The sequence below is a fragment of the Clostridium thailandense genome (genome assembly GCF_019207025.1).
GTDB classification, from domain to species: domain Bacteria; phylum Bacillota; class Clostridia; order Clostridiales; family Clostridiaceae; genus Clostridium_AM; species Clostridium_AM thailandense.
The window spans coordinates 1-21,003 of sequence record NZ_JAEEGC010000022.1 but is presented as its reverse complement, the minus strand read 5'-3'; the positions used below and the strand labels follow the sequence as shown (position 1 = coordinate 21,003).

General features: G+C 31.4%; 17 protein-coding genes, 3 tRNA genes and 1 riboswitch. Of the genes, 1 reads left to right on the top strand and 19 read right to left on the bottom strand.

Annotated features, from left to right (window positions below; genetic code table 11):
• Window positions 1-23: 23 nt before the first annotated feature.
• The 3 genes from I6U48_RS05125 to carA all read right to left on the bottom strand — a co-directional run bounded on the left by I6U48_RS05125 (window position 24) and on the right by carA (window position 5,320).
• A complete protein-coding gene (locus I6U48_RS05125; RefSeq protein WP_218319334.1) occupies window positions 24-803 on the bottom strand; it encodes a hypothetical protein in 780 nt (259 codons plus the stop codon).
• A 222-nt stretch (window positions 804-1,025) separates the two neighbouring features.
• Window positions 1,026-4,214 carry a carbamoyl-phosphate synthase (glutamine-hydrolyzing) large subunit gene (gene carB / locus I6U48_RS05120; protein WP_218319333.1) on the bottom strand — a complete coding sequence of 1,063 codons (3,189 nt, stop codon included), beginning with the start codon at window positions 4,212-4,214 and terminating at the stop codon, window positions 1,026-1,028.
• 44 nt (window positions 4,215-4,258) lie between these two features.
• Window positions 4,259-5,320: a glutamine-hydrolyzing carbamoyl-phosphate synthase small subunit gene (gene carA / locus I6U48_RS05115; protein ID WP_218319332.1), complete on the bottom strand. Its 1,062-nt coding sequence runs from the start codon at window positions 5,318-5,320 to the stop codon at window positions 4,259-4,261.
• A gap of 400 nt (window positions 5,321-5,720) precedes the next feature.
• Here carA and I6U48_RS05110 point away from each other — a divergent pair, with 400 nt between their 5' ends.
• On the top strand, window positions 5,721-7,124 hold the full coding sequence (locus I6U48_RS05110) for an MAC/perforin domain-containing protein (protein ID WP_218319331.1): 1,404 nt from the start codon (window positions 5,721-5,723) through the stop codon (window positions 7,122-7,124).
• A 112-nt stretch (window positions 7,125-7,236) separates the two neighbouring features.
• Here the strand turns inward: I6U48_RS05110 and pyrE are convergent, their stop codons facing one another.
• The 16 genes from pyrE to I6U48_RS05030 all read right to left on the bottom strand — a co-directional run bounded on the left by pyrE (window position 7,237) and on the right by I6U48_RS05030 (window position 20,982).
• A complete protein-coding gene (gene pyrE / locus I6U48_RS05105) occupies window positions 7,237-7,818 on the bottom strand; it encodes an orotate phosphoribosyltransferase (RefSeq protein WP_218319330.1) in 582 nt (193 codons plus the stop codon).
• Between the two features lie 38 nt (window positions 7,819-7,856).
• The gene (locus I6U48_RS05100) at window positions 7,857-8,753 is read right to left on the bottom strand and encodes a dihydroorotate dehydrogenase (protein ID WP_218319329.1); all 897 of its coding nucleotides are present in this window, start codon (window positions 8,751-8,753) and stop codon (window positions 7,857-7,859) included.
• Window positions 8,754-8,773: 20 nt separating this feature from the next.
• Window positions 8,774-9,517 carry a dihydroorotate dehydrogenase electron transfer subunit gene (locus tag I6U48_RS05095; protein WP_218319328.1) on the bottom strand — a complete coding sequence of 248 codons (744 nt, stop codon included), beginning with the start codon at window positions 9,515-9,517 and terminating at the stop codon, window positions 8,774-8,776.
• Entirely contained in the window at window positions 9,517-10,389 is an 873-nt protein-coding gene (gene pyrF / locus I6U48_RS05090; protein WP_218319327.1) for an orotidine-5'-phosphate decarboxylase, read from the bottom strand. The genes I6U48_RS05095 and pyrF overlap by 1 nt, the downstream gene beginning before the upstream one ends.
• Before the next feature lie 25 nt (window positions 10,390-10,414).
• Window positions 10,415-11,599 (bottom strand): dihydroorotase, encoded by a 1,185-nt coding sequence (locus I6U48_RS05085; RefSeq protein ID WP_218319326.1) that lies wholly within the window; start codon window positions 11,597-11,599, stop codon window positions 10,415-10,417.
• 51 nt (window positions 11,600-11,650) lie between these two features.
• Entirely contained in the window at window positions 11,651-12,082 is a 432-nt protein-coding gene (locus I6U48_RS05080) for an aspartate carbamoyltransferase regulatory subunit (protein WP_218319325.1), read from the bottom strand.
• Between the two features lie 30 nt (window positions 12,083-12,112).
• Window positions 12,113-13,036, bottom strand: a complete 924-nt coding sequence (gene pyrB, locus I6U48_RS05075; protein WP_218319324.1) for an aspartate carbamoyltransferase — start codon at window positions 13,034-13,036, stop codon at window positions 12,113-12,115.
• 256 nt (window positions 13,037-13,292) lie between these two features.
• Window positions 13,293-14,051, bottom strand: coding sequence for an acyl-CoA dehydratase activase (locus I6U48_RS05070; RefSeq protein ID WP_218319323.1), 759 nt, complete (start codon window positions 14,049-14,051; stop codon window positions 13,293-13,295).
• Between the two features lie 45 nt (window positions 14,052-14,096).
• Complete coding sequence (locus I6U48_RS05065; RefSeq protein ID WP_218319322.1) at window positions 14,097-14,348, bottom strand: putative Se/S carrier protein; 252 nt, start codon at window positions 14,346-14,348, stop codon at window positions 14,097-14,099.
• A 32-nt stretch (window positions 14,349-14,380) separates the two neighbouring features.
• Entirely contained in the window at window positions 14,381-15,640 is a 1,260-nt protein-coding gene (locus I6U48_RS05060; protein WP_218319321.1) for a double-cubane-cluster-containing anaerobic reductase, read from the bottom strand.
• 623 nt (window positions 15,641-16,263) lie between these two features.
• Window positions 16,264-17,412 (bottom strand): double-cubane-cluster-containing anaerobic reductase, encoded by a 1,149-nt coding sequence (locus I6U48_RS05055; RefSeq protein WP_218319320.1) that lies wholly within the window; start codon window positions 17,410-17,412, stop codon window positions 16,264-16,266.
• 227 nt (window positions 17,413-17,639) lie between these two features.
• The gene (gene ilvA, locus I6U48_RS05050; RefSeq protein WP_218319319.1) at window positions 17,640-18,854 is read right to left on the bottom strand and encodes a threonine ammonia-lyase; all 1,215 of its coding nucleotides are present in this window, start codon (window positions 18,852-18,854) and stop codon (window positions 17,640-17,642) included.
• Between the two features lie 703 nt (window positions 18,855-19,557).
• On the bottom strand, window positions 19,558-20,127 hold the full coding sequence (locus I6U48_RS05045; protein ID WP_218319318.1) for a xanthine phosphoribosyltransferase: 570 nt from the start codon (window positions 20,125-20,127) through the stop codon (window positions 19,558-19,560).
• 287 nt (window positions 20,128-20,414) lie between these two features.
• A riboswitch (purine riboswitch) is annotated at window positions 20,415-20,516 on the bottom strand.
• 189 nt (window positions 20,517-20,705) lie between these two features.
• Window positions 20,706-20,782: transfer RNA gene (locus tag I6U48_RS05040), tRNA-Arg, on the bottom strand.
• 45 nt (window positions 20,783-20,827) lie between these two features.
• Window positions 20,828-20,901: transfer RNA gene (locus I6U48_RS05035), tRNA-Gly, on the bottom strand.
• Between the two features lie 6 nt (window positions 20,902-20,907).
• Window positions 20,908-20,982: transfer RNA gene (locus tag I6U48_RS05030), tRNA-Gly, on the bottom strand.
• Window positions 20,983-21,003: the final 21 nt, after the last annotated feature.

Below are 21,003 nucleotides of genomic sequence, written 5' to 3'. Positions count from 1 at the left end.
TTTTTTTATATAAAATCTGTATTCTATTCTGAAATACTATCATTTGAAGTTAAATACATAGTTTTTCCATCTATAATTACAGTAAGTCCTTTATCTGTTATTTTATCAAACTTTATGTCCTCACCTTCAATTCCCTGAATTAAAGAATGAGTTTTATCTTTTATATTTTCAGTCCATATATATTTAGTGTTTTTGCCAATCCATGGTAACTGACTTATGTATGCAATTTTATCATCACTTACAAATCTTGGAGAAGAACACCACATGTAGTCAGGTTGTGCTGATAATTGTGATTCTTTAGTTATCTCTGTTCCATTAGTTGATACATACTTAGGATTTGTTATATCCTGCTTATTTCCATCTATATCTAATAAAATAATACTTTGTGCTTTGCTGTCAAGCAAAACCATACTTTTACTATTTGGGCTTATACTATAAAATACATTACTTTCAGCTGGCGAGACATTTTTAAAGGTTTTTTCATTATTTTTAGTTTCATAAACAGCATTTACATTGGTTCCATCACTTAACTGAATATTATACTGCTGTTCTTTCTTTTCTTCCTTATTTGGGGTAGTAGTTTGCTGTTTAGTTACATTAGAATCTTTAGTTTCATTTTTATTTGAAACAACATTACTTTTTACGTTGTTTGTGTTTCCTGTAAAGTTTTTAAATATGCCTCTAATATAGATTGTTGCAAATATAACTAGGACAACTAATATTAAAACTGCAAAGACTATTCTTTTTTTTCTTACTCGCATTCTTTTTTCATAATCCTTACTGAATATACTTGGTTTTGCCATTCTTACTCCCTCCTGTTTAATACAAGTGATATTTATGCTCAACTCAATATATTTTATAAATTCCATCTTGACAATACAAATATTATTGTTCTACGGCAATTCATATTTATTATAACTCAAAAGAATGAAAAATAGTATAATTTTTTACAAATCTTAAATTTCTGATAGTTTTAGCAAAAATTAAAAAATGACATCTCATTAAAAGCATGAGATGTCATTTTCTTAATTTAAATATTCATTAATTGTATTGTACTCTATCTCTATATTACCTTTTTTAACTTCTACAGCTTTCAAAAATACTTTTGCAGTATCTATACAAGTAAAAACAGGTACCCTATATTCTGCGGCTTTACGTCTTAACTTAAAACCAGCACTCTCAGGATTATTTCCTTTTGTTGGCGTATTAATTACTATGCTTATTTTTCCCTTACCAACTAAATCTATGACCTCTTCTATATCTATAGTATCACACTTTATTCCGTGTTGTATTAAACATTCCCCTGTTTTTTCTGAAGCATAAACTTTAAATCCTAATCTAATATAGCTTTTCAATATCTCTATACCTTCTTCTTTATCTACATCTTTAAGAGATACATATACATTACCCTCTGTAACTATATTGATTCCTGATGCACTAAAACCTTTGTATAAAGCTTTATCTAAAATTTTATCTACTCCAAGAACTTCTCCTGTGGATTTCATCTCTGGTCCTAAATATATATCCGCATCCACAAGCTTTTCTCCTGAGAATACAGGAACCTTTACAGCAAAGAAGTTCTTGTTCTCTAATAATCCTGTTCCATATTGAAGATCCTTAAGCTTATTACCTAGCATTGTTTCTATAGCAATCTTAACCATAGGTACACCTGTTACTTTACTTAATATAGGTACAGTTCTAGATGCTCTAGGATTTACTTCTATTACATATACATCGCTGCCATCAAACACATATTGTATATTTACAAGTCCTATTATATTTAAGCCTTTAGCAATTTTTTTAGTATATTCTACAAGTGTTTTAATTGTATCTTCTGTTAAGCTTATATAAGGATATACTGTTATACTATCACCTGAATGAACCCCTGTTCTTTCAATATGCTCCATTATACCAGGCATCAACAAGTCTTCTCCATCTGCAATAGCATCTACCTCTATTTCCACTCCTTTTATATATTTATCTACCAATACTGGATGTTCTGACGAAAGCTTAACGGCTTCTTTCATATATTTCTCGAGTGAATTCTTATCATAAACTACTTCCATTGCACGCCCGCCTATTACATAAGAGGGTCTTACTACTACAGGATAACCTAATTGTTTTACTGCTTCATATGCTTCCTCTATATTAGTAACAGCAGTTCCTTTAGGTGATGGAATGTTTAACTCTTCCAAAAATTTTCTAAACTTATCTCTATCCTCTGCCAAATCTATAGATTCAAAGGATGTTCCTAGAATGTTTACTCCTCTTTCATAAAGCTTTTGTGCTATATTTATAGACGTTTGGCCTCCAAGTTGTACTATAACTCCTTCTACCTTTTCTCTGTTAACTACATTCATAACATCATCTATATGCAGTGGTTCAAAATATAATTTATCTGCAATGTCAAAATCGGTGCTAACTGTTTCCGGATTATTATTTATTATAATAGCCTTATATCCTGCTTCTTTTATTCCCCATACTCCATGTACACAACTGTAATCAAATTCTATTCCTTGTCCTATTCTTATTGGACCTGAACCTATTACAAGTATCTTTTTATCCTCTGATATTATATTTTCATCTTCTTCTTCATAACAGGAATAATAGTATGGAGTCTGAGCCTCAAACTCTCCACTGCAGGTATCAACCATTTTATATACTGGATAGATACCATTTTCTTCTCTTATCTTTTCAACTTGTTCCTTTGTTGCTCCTGTAAATTCATGTATTTCCTCGTCAATAAATCCTATAGCTTCTGCCTCATATAAAAGTTTTTCATCTAGTCTTTCATTCTGCAATCTTTTTTCCATAGTAACGATATTACTTATACCATTTAAGAACCACTTATCTATTTTAGTAATATTATGAAGTTCATCTACTGTCATTCCTTTCCTAAAGCCTTCAGCTACAGCGAAAATCCTTTGATCATCCTGCATTTGTATTTTTTCTATAATTTCGACTTTACTTAACTCAGCCATTTTGTTAATTCTAAGTCCAGAAAACTTTCCATCTAGTGAAGTTACCGCCTTAAGAAGTGAACTTTCAAAATTTCTGCTTATCGCCATTACTTCTCCTGTTGCCTTCATTTGTGTACCTAATATTCTTTCAGCATTACCGAATTTATCAAAAGGCCATTTTGGTATCTTAGTTACTACATAGTCTAATGTTGGCTCAAAGCAAGCACTTGAATTACCTGTAACATAGTTTTTAAGTTCATCCAAACTATATCCAATTGCTATTTTAGCTGCAATCTTAGCAATGGGATATCCCGTAGCTTTAGAAGCCAAAGCACTGGAACGACTAACTCTTGGATTAACTTCTATGACTACATAATTACTGCTATCTGGATCTAGTGCAAATTGTATATTACAACCACCCTCTATTTTTAAGCTTCTGATTATGTCTATAGCAGCCTTTCTAAGCATGTGGTACTCCTTGTCTCTGAGTGTTTGGGATGGAGCTACTACTATACTATCACCTGTGTGAATTCCAACAGGATCAATATTTTCCATATTACAAATTATAATGCAGTTATCTTTGCCATCTCTTATTACCTCATACTCAAGTTCCTTCCACCCAGCCACACTTTGTTCTAAAAGTATTTGGCCTATTGGGCTCATCTTTATTCCTAAATCACATATTTCAAGAAGCTCATCCATATTTTCTGCTATTCCTCCGCCAGTTCCACCTAAAGTATATGCTGGTCTTATTATTACAGGAAAGCCATATTTATTTACAAATTCAACACATTGATCTACAGTCGTAGCTATAATACTCATTGGTATAGGCTGATTTGTATCTATCATTAACTTCTTAAATTCTTCTCTGTCTTCCGCTTTTTTTATAGCTTCACTATTTATTCCTAAAAGTTTTACTTCATACTTATCTAGTATACCCTCTAGTTTTAACTTCATAGCAAGATTAAGTGCCGTTTGTCCTCCAAATCCCGCTAATATTCCGTCTGGTTTTTCTTTTTCTAAAATTTTAGATATACATTCAACGGTCAGCGGTTCAATATACACCTTATCTGCTATATGACTATCTGTCATTATAGTTGCTGGATTGCTATTTATAAGAATAGTTTCTATTCCCTCTTCTTTTACTGCTTTACATGCCTGCGTCCCAGAATAGTCAAATTCAGCTGCTTGACCTATTATTATTGGACCAGAACCTAATATCATGATTTTTTTCAAGTTTTTATCTAAAGCCATTACCTATCCTCCACTTCTCAAATATCTAAGCTAATCAAATTATGCTAACTCTTCATTGAACTTATAAACTTATCAAATAAATATGCTGAATCTTGAGGTCCTGGTGCTCCCTCTGGATGAAACTGTACTGAAAATACTGGTAGTTCCTTATGTCTCATTCCTTCTATGGTATCATCATTTAAGTTTTTATGAGTTATTATAACTTTATCTTTTATACTATCACCATCTACTGCGTATCCATGATTTTGGGATGTTATATATGCTTTATCCTTCTCAATATCATATACACCGTGATTTCCACCTCTATGTCCATATTTCATTTTATAAGTATCACCATTTAAAGCTAAAGCAAGTATTTGATGTCCTAAGCATATCCCAAAGGTAGGATATTTATAGATTATCTTTTTAACCGTTTCTATTGCTTCCACAACTTCCTTTGGATCTCCTGGACCATTACTTAAAAGTATTCCTTCCGGATTAAGTTTTTCTATTTCCTCATAAGATGTGTTGTAAGGGAGAATTGTTATATCACAATTTCTATATTTTAAGTTTTCTATTATATTTGCTTTTACTCCAAAATCTATAACAACTACCTTATGACCACTTCCCTTTATATGAATTGGTTGTTTTGTACTTACCTCTTCCATATAATTTTCACTTAAGCTTGTTTTTATTAAAATTTCCTCTGCTTTACTTTTACTTAATTCTTGTGTAGATATAATGCATTTCATTGCTCCAGAATTTCTTATCTTTTTAGTTATGCTTCTTGTATCTAATCCAGAGACTCCTACTACATTCATTTTTTTAAGCATACAATCAACAGTATCCTCGCTTAAATAATTTGAAGGAGTATTAGATACAGATTTTACAACAAATCCCTTTGCATATATTTTAGCAGACTCCCCTTCTAAACTATTTACTCCATAGTTTCCTATTAGCGGATACGTCATTGTTATTATTTGCCCTGCATAAGATGGATCTGTTAATATTTCCTGATATCCTGTTATCGATGTATTAAAAACCAACTCTCCTATTGATGTTCCAATCTTTCCAAAACCTTTTCCCTCATATATAGTACCATCCTCTAGATACAAAAATCCTTTCATAGTTATCCACCTCTATATTATTATTAAAATATGGTTATATTAAATTTGTTTAGTCTCTCTTAACTTTATACACTCATTATGCATGTTTTTTCGAAATCCTTTTAATAAAACCACGAATTATCTATTTCTCGCCAAAGTTGCAATATTAATTTTTATACATTCAAGTTAATATTTATACAAAGAATATCACAATTATTTTACATTGTCAACATGTCCTAATTGGAATAGAGTTAATGAAGATTTTGCACATCAAATTCGTCGCGCTGATTATAGTTCACAAAAAATATAAAAATCAATAGGATTTTAGGAACCTTTTTAACATTGGTGAATATCCTGTTATTGGGGTAAGGCCCTTAAAATTATACAGAGTTTTCTAAAGATAAAATAACGAGGTGTAAAAATGATAGATAACAATTTTTCTTCACTAAAAAATGTATCCTATGTTGCCAATGAGATTCCACCAATACCTGGTATAGACTCATTAGGCAGAGGCTATGATATATTTGGTTTATATGCAAATCCCAAAAGTACAAAAATAGATCTATTTGATTTAGGTGAACAATCTCAAATATCAATTGCTGGAAAAAATTATTCCATTCCTATTATTGTGGCTTATCAAGAATTAATCCAAGGTTCATTTCAATCTTATTATAGTATTTCTATAAATGAATATTTAAAAAAATTAAACACAATAACTTCTTTAAGTGGAAACTATAATTTTTTTAGTGGTTCTTTACAAGTAGATTTTGAGCTTTCAGAGTTAAGAAAAAGAATTCATGAATATACAAAAATTATAGATCTTGTAGAAAAATGGAAATTAACTCTTCCTTATTCCAATATAGGAAACCTTGTTAATATATTAAAGAAAGATGTAAAAAACGATTTGTATGGTGGTTTAGACCCATTCGAATTATTTGATAAATATGGAACTCATTTCTTACAAGAAGTCATAGTAGGTGCTAAATGCGAGTATACAATTAGCACTGATCAAATAAGTTATCGTAAAACTGAAAACATTGAAACTATTGCCGAATTATCTTATAAGCGATTTACTAATCAAATATCATTGAAAGAAGAACTGGATTATGGTACAGATATAAATGAATTTAACAGAAGTTCTAATATTGTAGTGAAAGTACTAGGAGGTAGTCCTGAATACGGAAAATATATACAATTAAGCGGAAATTATGAAAAGTGGATTGAATCTATACAAGGAAATCCAATATTTTGTAACTTCTCAGATAATAGTTTAGCACCGATTTGGAATCTTTGCCCTGATGGTGCTAGAAAAGAAGAACTAAAAAAAGCTTACCAATCTTATGCTAGTAATAAATCTAAACCATTACCTCAATATTGTATTTCTAATTTAGCTGTAATTGGATCAAGTAATCCCAATATAGCACCTCCATATGGCTATACTAAAATAGATAAAGATCTAAATGCTGGTGCTGGTGGAGAATATATTTATATTTGCTATAAAGAGGACTTAGATGATCAAAGCTATCCAAATAATCCTATTACAGATATAGATGTTATTATTGCAAATTCCCTTAATGATGCTAAAAATAAATGTCCTGCAAATTACACTTTGATTGAATATGATTTGAACAAAGGTGCTGGTGGCAAATATGTATATGTTTGTTATTCTAAACAAACAAACAATGATCCTATTAGGAGTATAAATATAATGGAAGGAAGTTCTTCTGATATTCCTGCTCCTTATGGATATATAAAAATAGACAAAGATTTAAACGCTGAAGCTGGCGGCAAATATATATATTTATGCTATTCTAGAAACTTTTAAAATTCAATTTTACTAATAAAATCAACAAAAGTTACTTGACCTAGCATAGAAATATGTCTAGGTCTTTAACTTATCTTCATACTTATCATCCCGTTTTGGGAAATAGTTCTGATTATTTTATGTTTCTGCTGCCCGGTTTTATATAAGGAGTTCCTTCCTTACACATTGGACAATTTTCTTTTTCATATACATTTATGTTTAATTTAATTGCACTATATATAGGATATGGAATTGCTACCCCTTCAGCTCGTCTGTCTACTATACAGCTAATTCCTACTACTTCTCCTCCTAATCCTTCTATAACTTTAGCTACTTCTAAAGAAGATTTACCTGTAGTTACTACATCTTCTGATATTATAATCTTATCCCCTTTATTTATTTGAAAACCTCTTCTAATTGTCATTTCACCGTTTTCTCTCTCAGCAAATATACCTGGTTTTCCTGTTTGTCTTGCTAATTCATAAGAAACTACTACTCCACCCATTGCTGGCCCAACTACTAAATTAAAATCTACATCTTTTAATTTGTCTGCGACTACCTTTAATACTTTTGCAGCCTTATCAGGATATTGTAAAAGTTTAGCGCATTGACAATATCTATTACTGTGCTTTCCCGATGATAATAAAAAGTGTCCTTCTAGTAGTGCTTCTACTTCCTTTAATGTATCTATAACCATGTTATCTGTATTTTCCATGCTTTTACCTCCAATTATTTAAATTAAATATTTTCTTACTATATAATTCCTCTTATTTCATCCAAGCTATTTATACCTTCATTTTTCACGTAAGCATCTAATCCATTTATTATGTCTAAACATATATCTGGTTTCACAAAATTAGCCGTTCCAACTTGAATTGCATGAGCACCTGCCATTATAAATTCTACTGCATCTTTCCACGAAGATATGCCACCCATTCCAACTACTGGTATATCTACTGCTTTACACACCTCATATACCATTCTAAGTGCTATTGGCTTTATAGCTGGCCCCGATAGTCCTGCTGTTATATTATTAAACACTGGCTTTTTCTGTCTTATATCAATAGCCATTCCTTTAAAGGTATTTACAAGCGATAACGCATCTGCTCCTGCCCTGCAGCAGTTATATGCCATATCTACAATATCCTCTGCATTTGGAGAAAGCTTCACCATAAGTGGTTTTTTACAAATTTCTCTTACTTCTTTTACTATCTCATATGCTACCTCTGACTTTATTCCAAAGGCCATTCCACCATGCTTTACATTAGGACATGATATATTAAGCTCAATCATTTCTACGTCTGTAGGGTTTAACTTCTCTATACCTAATAAGTAGTCATCAATGCTGCCCCCACCTAAATTAGCGATTATAGCAGTACCTAACTTTCTCATTTTAGGCAGTTCATTTTTTATAAAATTATCCACTCCAGGATTTTGAAGTCCTACGCTATTTAGCATTCCACCTCTTGTCTCATACACTCTTGTTCCATCATTTCCTTCTTTAAGATTTAATGTAAGTCCTTTAGTAGATATACCTCCAAGTTTTGATACATCATAAATTTCATTGTACTCTCCACCAAATCCAAAAGTACCAGACGCTGCAATTACTGGGTTTTTTAATTTTATCCCGCATATATCAACATTTAACATGTTATCCCTACCTTCTAATTCTAAAGTACTATGTCTTCGCCTAAGAATACTGGACCATCTTTACAAGTTCTTTTATTTCCCTGTTTAGTTTTACAAGTACAAACCAGGCATGCACCTATACCACAAGCCATGTGTTTTTCCATAGATACATACACTGGCACCTTTTGTTCTCTACACATTACAACTACTCTTTCCATCATTGGTTCTGGTCCACAGCATAAAACTACATCATACAAATTCGGATGAAAAATCTCAGTTATATATCCTTTGTGTCCTATTTTGCCATCTTCAGTAGATATATTTATATTATTAACATATTTTTCAAAGTTATCTAACATATAAGTATCACTTCTAAATCCACAATATAGATCAACCTGACTATTTTTTAAACTTTCTGTTACATAAAGCATAGGTGCTATCCCTATTCCACCTGTAACAACTGCCACTTTTCCTTTTATGTTATCTACATCAAATCCATTTCCTAAGGGCCCCATAATTTTTAACTTATCAGCTAGTTCTAGTTCGCTTAAAGCCTCAGTTCCCTGACCTACTGTTTGATATAAAAATACTATTTTTTCTTCATCTAAATGATTTATACTTATCGGCCTAGGAAGAAGTGGTTCCTTATCCCAACCCTTAAGCATATAAAATTGCCCAGGCTGACCTTTGAATTTCCCCTTGATAGTTAACTTAAAAGTTCCATTATTTATTTCTATATTTTCAAAGACTTCTACTGTTAAATAATCCATCTTTTTTTCTTTCATTAGATATTCTCCTTAATTGCATTACTTATATCATTTTTCATGCGCACAGCTTCTTCTCTAGCAAACAAATCGTATTTTAGTTCCCCGTCAACTTGTTTTTTATATGCAAGAAGTATCCCCCTTGAAGAATTTACTACTCCACCATTTCCATTTTTTAAGTATAATGCAACATCTTTTGCACTTCCTCCCTGAGCACCATACCCAGGAATAAGGAAAAACATTTTATTTAGATTTTTTCTAAGTTCAATACCTTCTTCAACATGAGTACATCCAACTACTCCTCCTATTGAACTATATCCGCAACTTCCTATATAATCATTTCCTAGTTCGTGTATTTTATTTCCTACTATGTCATATACTTTTTTGCCGCACTTTGTATCAATATATTGTATATCTTCTGCACCTTTATTTGATGTCCTTATTAGCACAAATAATCCCTTTTCATTGTTTTTTACATATTCTAGATAAGGTTCTATACTATCTAATCCCATGTATGGGCTTAGGGTTACAAAATCACTTTCAAAATCTCCTTCAAAATGAGCCTTTGCATACATTTCTGCAGTTTTAGCAATATCTCCTCTTTTTATATCTGCAATTGTTATAGACTTACTATCTTTAATATACTTAAGAGTTTTTTTATAAGCATTAAGTCCCAAAATTCCTAGAGCTTCATAATAAGCTATTTGCACTTTATAGCAAGCTGCTACATCTAGTGTGGCATCTATTATTGCTTTATTATATTCAAATATCGCATCTTCAACTGATACATGTTTTTGAGTAACTGATTTAGGTATATAATCTAGAGCCGTATCTAACCCTACACACACAGGACCTTTCTTCTCAACCGCTTCATACAAGCTATCAATAATCATAATTAGTACAACCCCTATCTTCAATTTAATTTTTGCTAAAAACTACTTTTCCACCTTTTATAGTCTTAATTACATCACCATAGACCTTCATACCACTAAATGGAGTATTTTTTCCTTTAGATACAAAAGCTTCATGAGATATTTCATATTCTTTATCTATATCAACTATAGCTAAGTCTCCATCATATCCTATTTTTATTTGACCTTTTTCCACACCCATTATCCTTGCAGTATTTTTCGACATTATTTCAGAAAGTTTATTTAATGTTATATGTCCTTCCTTTACTAACTTTGTATAACAAAGTGCAAAGGCTGTTTCTATTCCTGATATTCCTGGCGATCCATTCTTTTTATCTTCAACACTATGTGGGGCATGGTCTGTACTTATAGCATCTGCCCATCCATCCTGTATAGCTTTTATTAAAAATTCTACATCTTCTTTACCTCTTATAGGAGGATTTACTCTGTAATCATTATCTGTTAGCGCTATATGATGAGGTGCTACTTCACAAGTAACCTTAACTCCTTTTTTCTTAGCTTCTATAATGTATTCCATTGACTCTTTTGTACTTACATGAGACATGTGCACTTTACATTCTGTAAATTGTGCTAATGCTAAGTTTCTCCATGTCATGACATTCTCGGACATTCTTGTATCTATACCTGTGAGTGAGTGTTCCTCACAGTGGCACATAACTATTCTCCCACTTTCCTTAGCTTTTACCATCGCTGCAATCATAACCTTGCTGTCCATAACATCTTTTCCATCTTCAGATATTACTCTTACATATGGCTTTAATTTATCTAAATGACTTATGTCTTTTCCATCAAAGTTATTTGTTATTGAAACTACTTGATGAACATCCACTACGCCTATCTTCTTTGCTTTTTCTAGAACATAGTCCACAGTATCCATATTACTGCATACCGGATTTGTATTTGCCATTAGATTAACCATGGTATACCCACCTTTGGCAGCTGCAAGACTTCCACTTTCTATATCTTCCTTGTAAGTCAAACCCGGATCTCTAAAATGTACATGAAGATCGATAAAAGATGGAAGTACTGTTGATCCTTTAGCATCTATAATTTTACAATTTTTATTCAAGTTTTTTCCTATTTCGCAAATTACTCCATCATTTATATATACATCTCCATAAAAATCCTGTGACCAATCAACTATTCTTCCATTTTTAATTAAAAGTTCCACAAAACCATCTCCTCATAGCTATATATCCTTATTCTTATACTAATATTATAGCTAAAGTTCAGAAACCTTACATATCTCATCACAGTATTCACATCTGTATTCTCCTCTTGCATGATCCACAAGGTGGAATACATGGGGAATATACTTTTCAACAGATGTTATACATCTTGGATTTTTACATTTTATTATATTTTCAACCTTATGTGGTAAACTCAATTTTATCTTTTCTCTTATTGCTTCCTTTTCAATAATATCAACTGTAATATTAGGGTCAATTAATCCAAGGATGGTAAGATCTATATCCATTTTATTTTCTATTTTAATTATATCTTTCTTCTTTAACTTTGTACTATCCGCATTCATAATAAGAGCTACTGCAAAATCAGCTTTATCTAATCCTAAATCATTAAATATTTTAATTCCTAAACCGGCCTTTATATGATCTATAACTATTCCATTTTTTATACTATTAACTGTAAGCATTTCAACTTCACCTTCCTCTAAACATTTATATTATTTAACACCTAGCAGCTTTGCTATTAAAGCCATTCTTACATACATACCATACTTTGCTTGTTTAAAGTAATATGCCCTTGGATCATCATCTACTTCACATGAGATTTCATTAACCCTTGGCAATGGGTGAAGTACTATCATTTCTTCGCTAGCCTTATTCATTTTTTCTTTATCTAATATATATCTATCTCTAAGTCTTATATAATCATCTTCATTGAAGAATCTTTCCCTTTGCACTCTAGTCATATATAGTATATCAACTTTATCTATAACATCTTCTAACTTTTCTACTTCTATAAACTCTATATTATTCTTTTCAAGTATTTCTTTCTTTATATAATCTGGAACTTTTAACTCGCTCGGAGATATTAGAACTAATTTATTATTCTCATATCTTGATAAAGCTTTAATTAATGAGTGTACAGTTCTTCCAAACTTTAAATCTCCACAGCAGCCTATTGTTAGATCATTAAGTCTTCCTTTTGCTGATCTTATTGTAAGTAAATCTGTAAGTGTTTGAGTTGGGTGTTGGTGTCCTCCATCTCCTGCATTGATTACAGGCATTTCCGAATACATGGATGCTACCTTGGGAGCACCTTCTTTTGGATGTCTCATAACTGCGATATCAGCATAGCAACCTACTGTTTTTATTGTATCTGCTACACTTTCTCCTTTGGATACTGAACTAGAGTTTGGTTCCGAGAATCCAATTACTTGGCCTCCTAGTCTTAGCATTGCAGCTTCAAAGCTAAACCTTGTTCTTGTACTTGGTTCGTAAAATAATGTAGCAAGCAACTTTCCATCACAAATATGAGCAAATTCTCTTTGACATGAAATAATTTGATCTGCTAATTTAAAAATCTCTTCAATTTCATCTGTTGTAAAATCCATTGGGTCTATTAGATGTTTTCCTTTTAACATTTCGACTCCTCCTTCTTAACCTCACTGGGCTAAATTTAAAGGTATAAAAAAATGCCTTCCATATGAAAGGCATTTATGTACACTAAAAGTTTATTATAAATAGTAAGCACTACTATTCTAATACTTAAATTAATCGCACACATGTACTTGTCTGCCTTCCCAGCCTCACAGGACCAGATTTAAAGGTAACACAGTTTCGTGTTATTCAATTTTCACTCTTACTAGCATAGCATAAATAGTATTTAAAGTCAATCTATTATTTAAGTCCTTTTGCCATTAATGCAGCACCTATAGCTCCTGCATATCTTCCCAATTTATCTGTTTTAATCTTTGATCCTAACTTTTCTGAAAGTCTCTTAGCAATATATGAATTCTCGCTTAAGCCTCCAGAAAGAAAATAATTAAAACTCTCTGAGTGCTTCTGACATAAAGATTTTACTTTTCCAGTAATTGAATCAACCACGCCACACGCTATATCTTCTCTATTTTTACCACTTCCAATTAAACTTATTACCTCTGATTCAGCAAACACAGTACACATAGAACTTATACTAATTTCCTTACCTTCTTGAGCTTTTCTACACATCTCTGTTATATCAAATCCTAAAGTATTTGCCATAAGTTCTAAAAATCTTCCTGTACCAGCAGCGCATTTGTCGTTCATGGTAAAATTGGTTACATTTCCATTTTCCACTGTAATTACCTTTGTATCTTGTCCGCCTATATCAATAACTGTACAATCTTCTCCAAGCAAATAGTAAGCTCCCTTTCCATGACAGGTTATTTCAGTAATGGTTTTATCTGCATATGGAACAGATACTCTTCCATACCCCGTAGCAACTATTTTAGAATTCTCTTCATTTATACCTAATTCATCTAATCTTCTTTTTATATCACTCGCAGTCTCTACACTACTCCATCCAGTTGGCATCACAAAAGTTTCTTTTATACTTTCATCTTCAAACACACAAACTTTCGAAGCAGTTGACCCTATATCCACTCCTACATAAAACATAACTTGATCCACCTTTTTTATTTTATAAAAATGTTATCATATTCACTATAAATAAGGGTTAACTATTTTTTTCTTTACACAATGAAATCCTAATGTTTTAACATTGTTGCTATCAACCAAAAGTTTTATTCTTTCCTCATCTTCTCTATTATACATAATCGATATACCACAAGAGGCAGACAACTCTCTAGGAGTCGGAACTATGGTGTTTTTTATTTTTTCCTTCTTTAATGCTGCTTCTAACTTAACCCCTTCAGTATGTGAAGGAAAAAGTATATAATATCTTATAGTCTCCACTTTATCACCTTATCTAATAACTAGTTCACTGCTTAAATCATCTCTAAGAATGCTTCTACTCTTGTTTTTATTTGTCCTGAATCCTCTGTAGAGTAATCAGTTTCTATATGCATAATAGGTATACTTTTTTCTTTTAATGCCTTTTCAACTGAGCTATGCTCTACGGCATAAGTATGACAGAAAGATAAATTGAAGTCTATAACTCCATCTACATTATATTCTTTTGAATATCTAATTATATCATCAATTCTTCCTGTATTTGGCGTAAAACAAGCACAATTTATCTTTAAGTATCTATCTGCTAAATTTTTAATTAGCTCCTCTATAGTTTCCCCTTCTTCACATACTTCATTTTCAAAGTATCTTGTTCCTGTACAAGTCTCTTCAACAACTATTTCTGCATCTAAGCTTTCAATTATTGAATGAAGCTTCCAATTTGGAACTGCCATTGGTGTTCCAGTTATCATTAATCTTTTCTTTCCATTTTGTTCTAAATTTTTAACTCTCTCATCTAATTCATCACAAAGCTCATTTAGTTTTTCTACAAATCTGTGTGGATCATCATAAAATGCAATTTGTGATATTAATAAAGCATCTAACCCACTTATCGGTGATGGTTTATATTTTCTTAAATCATATAATCTCTTTAATGCTCTTCTTTTTGCATTCGCTATCTTTATTCCTTCTCTAAGACTCTCAACAGTAACCTTATTTCCAGTAAGTTCTTCTATCTTAGTAATAACGTCCTTTATTTCTTCTGACCACCTTGTATAATCTTTATCTCTTTTCATTTGAGGTAAATCCATAACATGTACTGGAACATACTCATCTAGTAATTCCCATGCTTTTTTCTTACCATCACAAGTAGTTTCTCCGATTACCATGTCACAAGATTGAAAATACGGGCATGTACCACCAACTTTAGCTCCCATAAATGCCTTTATAAGAGGACATATGTTTCTTGGAAGCACCTTTTCTCCGTCTTCTATCCAGAATTGTGATCCTGCACAAAGTCCTATTCCAATAGCCTTTGCTGCCAATATTACTTCATCTGGAACAAATACACAAAATGTACCCACTACTTTTCCACCATTTTTTCTATGTTCATCAAGTTCCTGTATTCTAAGTCCATGTATTTCTGAAACAACAAAATTAAAATAATTCATACCTTCCGGTCTATTTTCTTGTGTCAAATAAGTTGCTCCAAATAATTCTGGTAAAACCGCACATAGTTTATCATGTTTTTCTAAATCTACACCTAATTTTGTCCACAAATTTCTATAATCTCCCATAATTATATCCCTCCATCTTTCTTCATACAGTAACATTTTAGCATATAGGAATTGTAAACGTTATTTAGATATATTATAGTTAGAGACTTATCTATAAATTATACAAATGCAATTACAGGTTTCCAATCTTCGATTAATAAACATCTAGTGTGCACATGATTATTAAAATAGAACTATTCAATTAAATAAGCTAATCAAACTACTTATCAAGATGCTTATAGAATGAAACCAGAGAGCAGATTTATCTATATAAGAGGATGTGATAAAGTCCACTTTATGCGCCAAAAAATGCAAATTAAAAACATCCAATACATTGCTATTTAAGAATTTACCTAATGTAAAATTTTGTTTAATCACACCCTCCTATAGATGCCCATACCAGAAAGTAGACTTATACGCAGGGAGATGTTTTCAAAGCTGAAAGCCACATATAAAAACTTTTTAGTCAATTTTAGCGAAACATTTTAGAAAATCTTAGAATTATTTATATGTCTGAGGTACGAGTTTATAAATGATTCTTAGATTTTCTAAATGTTGAGCTTTAGATTGACAAAAAGTTTTTATCGTGCTGAAACTTGGAAACATCTCCCGGAGCATAAGTCTACTTTCGGCCGTGGACATCTCTATAGCATCTCTATGAATGCTCCTATTCTTGTTTTAAGCTGCCCAATATCAGTTTGAGAATAGTCTGTCTCTATACTCATATAAGGAGTGTTTTTTTCTTTTGTTACAAACTCCTTAATTGTATAAGTTTCCACATTATAAGTATGACAAGCTTGTAATATAACATCAATGACACCATCTATCTTATAATCATCAATTAATTCTGATAAAAGCTTAATTCTGTTATCATTTGGAGTCATACACGAACAAGCAATATTGATATACTTGTCAGTAATTGCATCTATAGGGTCTATATCTTCATCAACTAAAAATCCTATATTTTTTACTCCACCGCAATTTTCATAACATACAACTACTCCTCCATTTTCCTCAATTAGATTTATTATTTTATCAGTAGCTTCTCCTAAAGGGCATCCTGTAATTAATATTCTTTTAGCTTTACTGGATACTTTTCTCTCTCCTTCATCATAACGTTTCTTAATTTCTTCAGTCATATCTTTTACAGTTTTTATTTGATTTTCTTTATCATAAGTAAATTCTGAACCTCTCAATACCTTTAGTATCTCCATACCAGACAACGGTGGAGGTGTCATTTTTCCTAGTTCATAAAACTCTCTTAAAGCCTTTCTTTCTCTATTCTTAAGCTTTATTTCATTTTTTAATTTTTCTTCAGTAATTTCTACTCCAAACTCTTCTTCTAGCTTACCTTTCAGTTTCAACATTTCATTCTTCCATAGCTTATAAGAATCTTCACTTTTTGTGGTTTGAGGAAGCTGCATTACATGTACATTTTTGAATTTTCCAAGCATTTCAAACATCTTTTTCTTTCCATCACATGTAGTTTCTCCTACTATTAAATCTGAGAAATACGTGTATGGACATTTTTGTGTTATTGCAAATCCATAACTAGACTTTATTAAAGGACATAAATTTCTTGGAAGATGTTTTTCAGCATCTGCAATTGGTTCTTCGCTTGTACCACATAACGACACTGGAATAGCACCTGAAGCTGAAATTAATTCTCTAGGTGTAAATGCACAAAATACTCCTACTACCTTCTTACCTTCATCCTTGAGATTCTTTATAGTTATGAAACCCTGTCTTCTCTTTTCAGCAAATTCATTTATCTTTTCTGGTAATTCATTCATTAAATTTTCCTCCTACTAATATCAAAAATATTCAAAATACTTAAATCAATATTATATTAACATACAATCGAATCTACAATTATTATATATTCCAATAGACACAGAATTTTCTATTAAAATACCTTATAGGAAGTTCTTTTAAAAAAATAGGCTACTTCACAAAATGAAGCAGCCTATCTTTATAAAAAACTTTCTTAAAATATATATTTCCTGTATTTTAATTAACATTATTTATGGACTTCAATACTATATCCCTTTTCTTGTAATTCTTTTATTACTTGTTGTCCGTGCTCAGCTGATTGCACTGTTATTTCTAGGAATACATCAGCATAATCAAGTCCTTTTTCATTCCAATTATTATTTTGTCTTACTGTAACAACATTTCCGCCAACTTTTCCTATTTCAGAAACTAACAGTCCTAATGTTCCTGCTTTATCCTGAAGTTCAACAGTAAATCTTACTCTTCTATTTAAAAGAACTAATTCTCTTTCTATTATCTTAGAAACTGTAGCTATATCAACATTTCCACCACTAACTAATGCTACAACATTCTTACCTTTTACTCCTTCTATTTTTCCTGCTAACAATGCTGCTATTGGAGATGCTCCCGCACCTTCAGCTATTAGTTTGTTTCTTTCCATAAGTGAGAACATACCATAAGCTATTTCATCTTCACTAATAGTAACTACTTCATCTACATATTTTTTAATGTATTCAAAACATACATCTCCTGGCGTGCTAACTGATATACCATCTGCTAATGACTTAGCTCCTGGTAATGTAACAACTTCTCCCTTTTCTAGTGAAGCTTTAGTTGATGCTACTATTTCAGGCTGTACTCCTACTACTCTTATTGAAGGCTTTATTGATTTAGCAGCAGTGGCAATACCTGATATCAATCCACCTCCGCCAATTGGAACTACTATTACATCAACATCTGGTAATTCCTCTAATATTTCGAGTCCTATTGTTCCCTGTCCAGCCATTACATCTAAATCATTAAATGGATGCAAGAAAGTTGCTCCTGTTTCTTTTTGTACTTCTACTGCTTTTGCATAGCATTCATCATATACCTGTCCTGACTGAATTACCTCAGCGCCATATCCTTTAGTTGCTTGCACTTTAGCTTGTGGTGCTGTTAATGGCATAACTATTGTAGATTTCACACCAAATGCTGTAGCAGCATAGGCAACCCCTTGTGCATGGTTCCCTGCTGATGAAGCTATCACTCCTTTGCTTTTTTCTTCTTCTGTTAAACTAGCTACTTTGTTATATGCTCCTCTTAATTTGAAAGCTCCAGTTTTCTGCTTATTTTCACATTTTAAATATAAATTGCAGCCACATTGTTTTGAAAAAGTGCTTGTATGAAATAGTGGAGTTTTTCTAACTACTTCCTTAATATTTTCTTGAGCCTTTTTAATTCTTTCTAAATTTAATTCCATAACTTATTCCCCCTACTATGATAGTAAATTTATATATTCACCTAGTATAACTAGATAAGTAATTGCATTTTTTATAGCTTTATGATTTTTTTATTTCATAATTTCATATTTTAAAATTATTATTGTATATTTATTACATATTACATTTTATTACATTTTGTTTTTGTGAGAAACGTTTACAAATGTCCTCTGTACGCGGAATGTAAATTTTTTTCGCAAAAACCTATTATTAATTATAAGTATGTATAAAATCGCGGTCTACATTTAATATATTACGTTTACATTTATTTAACTTTGATTATATTTTATCACAATCATATCATTTGTACAATTATATTTTATTTATTTTTGATACAAAATTATTGAAATATTGAATTATAAATTTCATATTTTAAATTCAATATTTCATTTTTTGTATTAATCCATAACTCAATTTATTTAAATCAATCTTTCCTCCTAAAATTCTAGCACATACTATATTATTGCCTAGTATTCTCCAAACCCAATTAATATATTCCTGTACATTATCTACAGAGACATATGTACAAAAAATACAATTATATTACTGTTTAGCCATCTTAGAGATATATAATTCTATATATTAATTACTTTACATTATAAAAATAAAGGGTTATTTCACCAAGTGAAACAACCCTTTATTTTCGCTGTTGCTTTTTTAAATAATTTGTATTATATATATTTCCTACTTAAAAATAACTGTATTTTGATCAAATTTAGAAATTACAGCCAAAGATTCTAGCTTTATTCCCTTATTCAATATTAGTTCTCTCCCACCTTGGAAGGACTTCTCAATGACTATTCCCACTCCTGATATAACTGCATTGGCTTTTTCTACTATATCTATTAATCCTGATATTGCACTTCCACTTGCAAGAAAATCATCTATTATTAAAATTTTATCTTCAGCTTTTATATATTTTTCTGAAACCTTTATTTTATACTCAGATTTTTTTGTAAATGAATATACTCTAGATTCATATACATCCTTGTCCATATTGCCTCCTGCATGTTTTTTTGCAAATACCACAGGAACATTAAAGTATTGGGCTGCTATACATGCTATGGCAATTCCAGAAGTCTCTATAGTTAAGATTTTTGTAACTTCTTGATCTTCAAATCTTCTTTTGAATTCTTTTCCTATTTCATTAAACAAATTAACATCTAGTTGGTGATTTAAAAAACTATCTACTTTTAAAATTCTATTTTCTATTATTTCTCCATCTTTAAGTATCCTATTTTTTAGTAGCTCCATAGTTACTTCCTTTCTTTAAACCAATTTTTAAATGAAACTCCTCTTCCTTTTGTCAGATGAGTAAGCGACTATCACCAAATCACAGATTTGGGATATCTGCTTAAATGAAACTCCTCTTCCTTTCGTCAGATGAGTAAGCGACTATAACCAAATTATAGATTTTGCATATCTGCTTAAAATAAAAGCTCCCTAAATTTTAGGGAGCTTATATCTTGATTTTTTATTTACTCAATAATTATGAGTAAAAATACCATACCTGATACTGCAGATTATTCAGATATGACTAAATCACAAATATAAACACCCATAGTCAAGCATTTTACGGTTGCTCGGTAGAAACGGTTAGACCTTATTACTAATCATATACGAGTGTAAATATTATTCAATTTTATTATTTAAAACTTCTTTAACTCTAGAATAGACTAATTTTACCTAAAAATCAATCTGATATTTATCTTATGTACTACTTCTAGATTAAATCAATCTTATAAAATAAAAAGCCTTTAGCTTATACTAAAGACTACCTATATAGAATTAAATTTTAAAATCTTTTAATATCATCATTATCAAGTAAGCATTGGCGCGCCCAGCAGGAGTTGAACCTGCGGCCTCTGGATTCGAAGTCCATCACTCTATCCATCTGAGCTATGGGCGCTCACAGGATATCAGTACTGCCTATATAAACTTATATAATAAAAAATGGAGCGGGTGAAGGGAATCGAACCCTCGTAACTAGCTTGGAAGGCTAGCACTCTACCATTGAGTTACACCCGCACAAATTGGAGCGGAAGACGGGATTCGAACCCGCGACGTTCACCTTGGCAAGGTGACGCTCTACCACTGAGCCACTCCCGCAATACAAAACATTAAACATAT